Raw genomic sequence first — 4,598 nt, 5'->3', positions numbered from 1 at the left:
CTTTGCTCGTCCAACCAATCGAGAAAGGGCGCAACGTTTCTTTCCGCGTAGAACACCACCACCGTATTCGGCATGACCGTCTCCCCGTCAGTTTCCCGAGGAGATAATCCAGCGCGCCTCACTTGTCAATCACAATAATGTGATACGCCGCTTGGCCGCAAGTGGCAGACACGAATACGCCAGCAAGCGATCGCAGGTTGGGGCGCGCCACCCAGGCGCAGAGTGCACCCAAGCAGCCAGTCCGCGAAGGCGGACTTCGCGTGGTTGTTGCCGCGAATTCATTCGCCCCAGCAGCCGTCGGCTCACACCGATGCTGGGCTGAACGCGTCTCGAGCTTTCGTGTCGCTGCCGCGCCCGCGCTGAGATGTGACGCATCGCAGATCCTTCGGCCCGCATGGAGCGGCGTGCGGGTAGGTCCGGTGCGCTTGGGCCTCTGGATGACAGATGGCCGGTCTCGAGTGGCGTGCGGGTGAGTTCGGTGCCTGGCCTCTGGATGACAGCGGACGAGGTAGTGGGGAGTACAAATGCGCGGCCGGTCAGCCTTCAGTAGGGCGGTCGCTGGGTACCCGCGGCGATCAGCACGTCGTGGCCGGGCCGCAGGCGCAACCGATCTCCATCCTCAAGACGGTAGACGTCCACCTGCCGCGGGCTTCCATCCGACCGCTCGATCTCCCGGTTTCCCACCGGTTCGAAACCGAGCGCCAGCGCCACGCGTGCGCTCGCCACGTTGCCGGGATCGCACCAGATCTCCACCCTCTCCACCTGGTGGTGCGCGAACGCATGCCGGGTGAGCGCACCCGCCGCGCACGCGGCAATCCCCTGCCGCACCTCCGACCAGCGGACCCAGTAGCCCACCTCCAGCGCGCCGGGGCCGGGGTAGGGGTGAAGGCTCGCACCTCCCAGCAGCTGCCCGGTCAGCCGATGGACGACGGCGAATCTCCACCGCAACCCCGCGTGGAAATCGTCGGCGTACCCCGCCAGGCGGCGGGTGAGCACGTCGAGCGGCGTCGGCTCGTCCGGGCCCCACGTCATCCACTGGCGCAACTCCGCGAGGCTTTCATCGATCGCCCCGCGGAGTTCCGGCGCGTCCTCGGGGCGCCACGGGCGGAGGAGCAGGGGTGGTGGGGGCATGATCGCGTCGCCGCGTGAAGGCCGGGTTGGTGGTAGTTCGACGACTCGCCCCGAATGTATGCGGGGACGAGCGGGGGCGGGTAGGTTCGGTGCGCTTGCGCCTCTGGATGACAGATGCCGCCACACACCCCTGGCGCGCCCCCTGGCTGCAGATTGCACCCGAGCAAGCCAGTCCGCGAAGGCGGACTTCGTGTAGTTGTTGCCGCGAATTCATTCGCCCCAGCAGGGTTTGACGCTCACCCAATGCCGGGCTGAACGCGTTTCGGGCTTTCGTGTCGCTGCCGCGCCCCAGCCCAGAGGCGTCCGCGGCAAGATCCCACGGCCCTGCGCGGTATGCGCTGCGGGCCGGTTCGGTGCGCCCGGGCCTCTGGATGACAGATTGTGGTGAGGACGTCCGCGCGGGATGCGGTGATTGCCGGGGGCGTTATATTAGGGGCTTTCGCCCATGTCCCCGCCCCGGCGGGTGCTCGTTTCGTGTGAAGGCCGGCAGATGAAGAAATTTCCCGAGCTCCCCTCGTCCGTCAACGCGCTGGAAGACGAGGTCCTGGCGCAGTGGCAGGCGGAGGACACCTTCCGCCAGTCGCTGCGGCGGACCGCGGACGGCAAGCCGTTCACCTTCTACGAAGGCCCGCCCACGGCCAACGGCCGCCCCGGCATTCACCACATGATGTCGCGCACCATCAAGGACACGGTGGCGCGCTTCCGCACCATGCAGGGCCGCTTCGTTCCGCGCATGGCGGGGTGGGACACGCATGGTCTGCCGGTGGAGATCGAGGCGGAAAAGAAGCTCGGCATCAGCGGCAAGCGCGAAATCGAGGAGATCGGCATCGCGCGCTTCAACGAGATGTGCCGCGAAAGCGTGCTCACCTACACCGAAGAGTGGGAGCGCTTTTCGGCCCGCATCGGCTACTGGCTGGACTACTCGAAGCCGTACGTCACCTATCACCCGGACTACGTCGAGTCCGTGTGGTGGCTGCTCAAGCAGATCGCCGACCGGGGGCTGTTCTACAAGGGCCACAAGGTGCTGCCCTACTGCCCGCGCTGCGGCACCGGCCTGTCGTCGCACGAGCTGGCCCAGGGCTACAAGGACGTCAAGGACCCGTCACTGTACTTCACCGCGCCCATCGTGGGGCCTGACGGGCAGCCGGACGGCCGCGAGTTCCTCGTCTGGACGACCACGCCGTGGACCGTCGTCAGCAACGTGGCGTTCGCCGTGAATCCAGAGCTGGAGTACGCCGAGGTCGCGCACGAGGACCGCCGTTACGTCCTGGCCCGCAACCGCGTGGCCCCGCTGTTCGGCTCGGAGGACGGCGTCACGCGCACCTTTCCCGCGCAGGAGCTGATCGGCCTGGGCTACCAGCGGCCGCTGGACTGGGCGCATCCCGTCGGCTTCGACGACGAGACGGTGGCGCGCGCGTGGAAGGTGTACGGGGCCGACTGGGTGACGGCCGAGGATGGCACGGGCATCGTGCACACGGCGGTCGCGTTCGGCGCAGACGACTACAAGCTGGGGCAGGAGGTGGGCTTGCCGATCATCATGCCCGTGGACGAGCGGGGGCGTTTCAAGGCCGACATCCCTCTCGTCGCCGGCGAGTTCGTCAAGGACGCCGATACCGAGCTGGTGATCGAGCTCAAGCGCCGCGGCCGCGTGTTCAAGTCGTCCAAGGAAGAGCACAGCTACCCGCACTGCTGGCGCTGCGGAAGCCCGCTGCTGTACATGGCGCGCGACTCGTGGTTCATCCGCACGACCAGCGTCCGCGAGCAGCTGCTGGCCAACAACGCCGAGATCCGCTGGTTTCCGCCGGAGATGGGCTCCGGGCGGTTCGGCGAGTGGCTGGAGAACAACGTCGACTGGGCCATCAGCCGCAGCCGCTACTGGGGCACGCCGCTGCCGGCCTGGGTGTGCGAGCGCGATCCATCGCACATCCACTTCATCGGTTCCTTCGATGAATTGCGCGAAAAGTCGGGGCTGGCCGAGCTTCCCGATCCGCATCGCCCATACGTGGACGAGGTGACGTTCCCCTGCGAGTGCGGCGGGACCATGAGGCGCACTCCGGAGGTGATCGACGTCTGGTTCGATTCCGGCGCCATGCCCTTCGCCCAGCACCACTATCCGTTCGAGAACAAGGAGCTGCAGGAAAGCCAGTTTCCGGGCGACTTCATCTCCGAAGGCGTAGACCAGACGCGTGGATGGTTCTACTCGCTCCTGGCCATCAGCACGCTGCTGGGCCGCGGGCCGGCGTACCGCAATGTGGTCGTCAACGACCTGGTGCTCGACGCCAAGGGCCTGAAGATGTCGAAGTCCAAGGGGAACACGGTGAACCCGTGGGAGGCCATCGGCGAGTTCGGCGCCGACGCGCTCCGCTGGTACCTGCTCTCCTCGTCCAACCCCTGGCTTCCCAAGCGCTTCGATCCGGAGGGCGTCAAGGAGGTGCAGCGCAAGACGTTCGACACGCTGCGCCAGACGTACCGCTTCTTCGCGATGTACGCCAACCTCGAGGGCTTCTCGGCGGATGCGGACGTGGCGGCGCCGGCCGAGCGCGGGGTGCTGGACCGCTGGCTCCTTTCGCGCCTGGCGACGGTGACGGCCGAGGTGACGCAGGACCTGGAGGACTACAACCTGACGCGGGCCGTGCGCGCCGTGTCGGGATTCATCGCCGACGACCTGAGCAACTGGTACGTGCGCCGTTCGCGCGACCGGTTCTGGGGGAGCGCCGACCAGGCCGACACGCGCGCCGCCTTCGCCACGCTGCACACGGCGCTGGTGGCCACGGCCGGGCTGATGGCCCCGGTCGCGCCGTTCCTGGCGGACTGGCTGCACCGCGCGCTCACCGGCAACTCGGTGCACCTGGCGGACTTTCCATCCGTCGACCAGGCCGCGCGCGACGAAAAGCTGGAGCGCGGAATGCAGGCGGTGCGCACGCTGTCCACACTGGGGCGCGCGGCGCGCGAGTCGGTGGGCATCAAGGTGCGCCAGCCGCTGGGGACGGTGTACGCCGTGGTCCCGGACGGCTACGAGGTGGACGAGACGCTGCTCGGCATTCTCCGCGACGAGCTGAACGTGCGCGCGGTGAAGTTCATGGACCACGCCGAAGACCTGGTCTCGTTCAGCGCCAAGCCGAACTTCAAGGGCATCGGCAAGGTGCACGGCAAGAACACGCAGGCGGCCGCCGCGGCCATCCGCGAGCTGTCGTCCGCCTCCCTCGCGGCGTTCCGGCGCGGCGAGCCGGTGGAGATCTCGTACACGGACGGGCCGACGGGGCAGCCGCTCACCTTCACGCTGACCGATGCCGAATTCGATATCGTTCAGACGGCGGAGGGCGACTTCCACGTGGAGGCCGAGGCCAGCTTCACCGTGGCGCTGGACCCGACGATCACCCCCGAGCTGCGGCTGGAGGGGCTGGCGCGCGAGCTGGTGAACCGCGTGCAGAACTTGCGCAAGGAATCGGGCTTCGAGGTCAGCGACC

General features: G+C 67.8%; 2 protein-coding genes. One reads left to right on the top strand and one right to left on the bottom strand.

Going from position 1 to position 4,598, the window contains the following annotated elements; translation table 11 throughout:
* Positions 1–543: 543 nt before the first annotated feature.
* On the bottom strand, positions 544–1,131 hold the full coding sequence (locus tag VIB55_RS02880; RefSeq protein WP_331875157.1) for a GNAT family protein: 588 nt from the start codon (positions 1,129–1,131) through the stop codon (positions 544–546).
* A 490-nt stretch (positions 1,132–1,621) separates the two neighbouring features.
* Between VIB55_RS02880 and ileS the strand changes: the two genes are divergently transcribed.
* Positions 1,622–4,598, top strand: a 2,977-nt coding sequence (gene ileS, locus VIB55_RS02875) for an isoleucine--tRNA ligase (protein WP_331875156.1), incomplete at its 3' end; no start/stop codon positions are given.

It is taken from the genome of Longimicrobium sp., from assembly GCF_036554565.1.
Classification (GTDB): Bacteria; Gemmatimonadota; Gemmatimonadetes; order Longimicrobiales; family Longimicrobiaceae; genus Longimicrobium.
This window is presented reverse-complemented; position numbering and strand designations above follow the sequence as displayed.

What these genes read in the sequence shown, in the direction of transcription:
- VIB55_RS02880 (WP_331875157.1), bottom strand. Translation starts at nt 1,131, where the DNA reads ATGCCCCCACCACCCCTGCTCCTCCGCCCGTGGCGCCCCGAGGACGCG.